This window comes from Paenibacillus sp. OT2-17, from assembly GCF_009827695.1.
Taxonomy (GTDB): domain Bacteria; phylum Bacillota; class Bacilli; order Paenibacillales; family Paenibacillaceae; genus Paenibacillus; species Paenibacillus polymyxa_B.
Genome location: NZ_WUDQ01000692.1, coordinates 1 through 1,703, shown reverse-complemented (window position 1 = coordinate 1,703; position 1,703 = coordinate 1). Strand labels below are relative to the sequence as shown.

Here is a 1,703-nt window from a genome sequence, read left to right as displayed (position 1 = left end):
TAGCATTGCTGTATGTGCTGGAAGTAGTGGTCCCGGAAATTTGCATCTGATTAATGGTTTATATGATTGCCACCGCAATCGGGTGCCTGTACTGGCTATTGCCGCTCATATACCAAGCGACGAAATCGGAAGTGAATATTTTCAAGCTACGCATCCTGAGCATCTTTTCGGAGAATGCAGTCACTTCTGTGAGGTTATTACGACACCGCGTCAAATTCCCAGAACGGTGACCATGGCCATTCAACAGGCAATTTCACGTTCAGGTGTCTCCGTCATTGTTCTTCCCGGTGATGTAGCAGCTTTGGAGGCGGAAAAGGTACCCGTCCCTGAACATGTCTACCATCCCACTGCACCTGTAGTGCATCCGTCAGCTTCCGAAATTTCCAGACTGGCCGAATATTTGAATAAAGGCAAACGAATTACGTTACTATGCGGCGCCGGCTGTGCACAATCTCATGAATTGCTCATGCAGCTATGCGACAAGTTAAAATCCCCTATGGTATCTGCTCTGCGAGGCAAGGAATATCTGGAGTATGACAACCCTTACTATGCTGGATTGACGGGACTGATCGGGTATTCTTCCGGGTACCATGCGATGATGGATTGTGACGTCCTGCTTATGCTCGGAACAGACTTCCCTTACAGACAATTTTACCCTGAAGATGCGATTGTCCTACAGGTAGACATAGAGCCGGCCCATCTCGGCAGACGTACTCCGTTGACGTATGGTTTATGCGGGGATGTAAAAGCCACATTGGAAATGCTGCTACCGCATTTAACGTCAGAGCATGATTCCAAGCATCTAGAGAAAACCGTCTCCCACTATACCAAGGTACGCCAGGAGTTGGATGACCTTGCCGTCGGTAAACCAGGTCATACGCCGATCCATCCCCAATATCTCGCCAAGGTCATCAGTGACGCCGCGCAGGAAAATGCTATTTTCACCTGTGATGTCGGTACTCCCACTGTATGGGCTGCGCGTTATTTGCAGATGAACGGTCAGCGTCGGCTTCTCGGCTCGTTCAACCATGGCACGATGGCAAATGCGCTGCCGCAGGCAATCGGAGCGCAGGCTACTGAGCCTGACCGACAAGTGATTGCCCTCTCAGGCGATGGCGGGCTCACGATGCTGATGGGCGACCTGCTCACTCTGAAGCAGCATCAGCTGCCTATTAAAGTCATTGTTTTCAATAATGGCGCTCTCGGTTTTGTCGAGCTGGAAATGAAAGCAGCCGGATTCCTGGAAAACGGCACTGAACTGGTGAATCCTGATTTTGGTGCTGTAGCGCAAGCCATGGGGCTCAAGGGCATCCGGGTTGAAGATCCAGCAATGCTGGAGGATGCCATTCAGCAAGCATTGGCTCATGATGGCCCTGTTGTGGTAGACGTGGTGGTGAACCGTCAGGAACTATCTATGCCACCCAAAATTAATCTTAAACAAGCAGAAGGATTTACACTGTGGATGATGAAAGCGATGTTGAACGGACGCGGTGACGAGATTGTAGAACTGGCTAAAACCAATCTCTTTCGTTAAATCCAGACGAAGCAGAGCGCATTTCAACCTAAAAGGGGCAGAAACCATACATTTAGCATGGTTTCTGCCCCTTTGGCCTGCCTGTTAATAAAACGAAACTCAGCGTGGTCTGCTTGCCGTTGATTTCCGTTTCATAAGCGCAGTCTCCATAAATATAAGCTCACCCTCA

1 protein-coding gene is annotated in these 1,703 nt (G+C 49.6%); it reads left to right on the top strand.

Annotated elements, in window-relative coordinates:
- A partial coding sequence (gene poxB, locus GRP75_RS26175) for a ubiquinone-dependent pyruvate dehydrogenase (protein ID WP_160790798.1) occupies window positions 1-1,534 on the top strand: 1,534 nt, incomplete at its 5' end.
- Window positions 1,535-1,703: the final 169 nt, after the last annotated feature.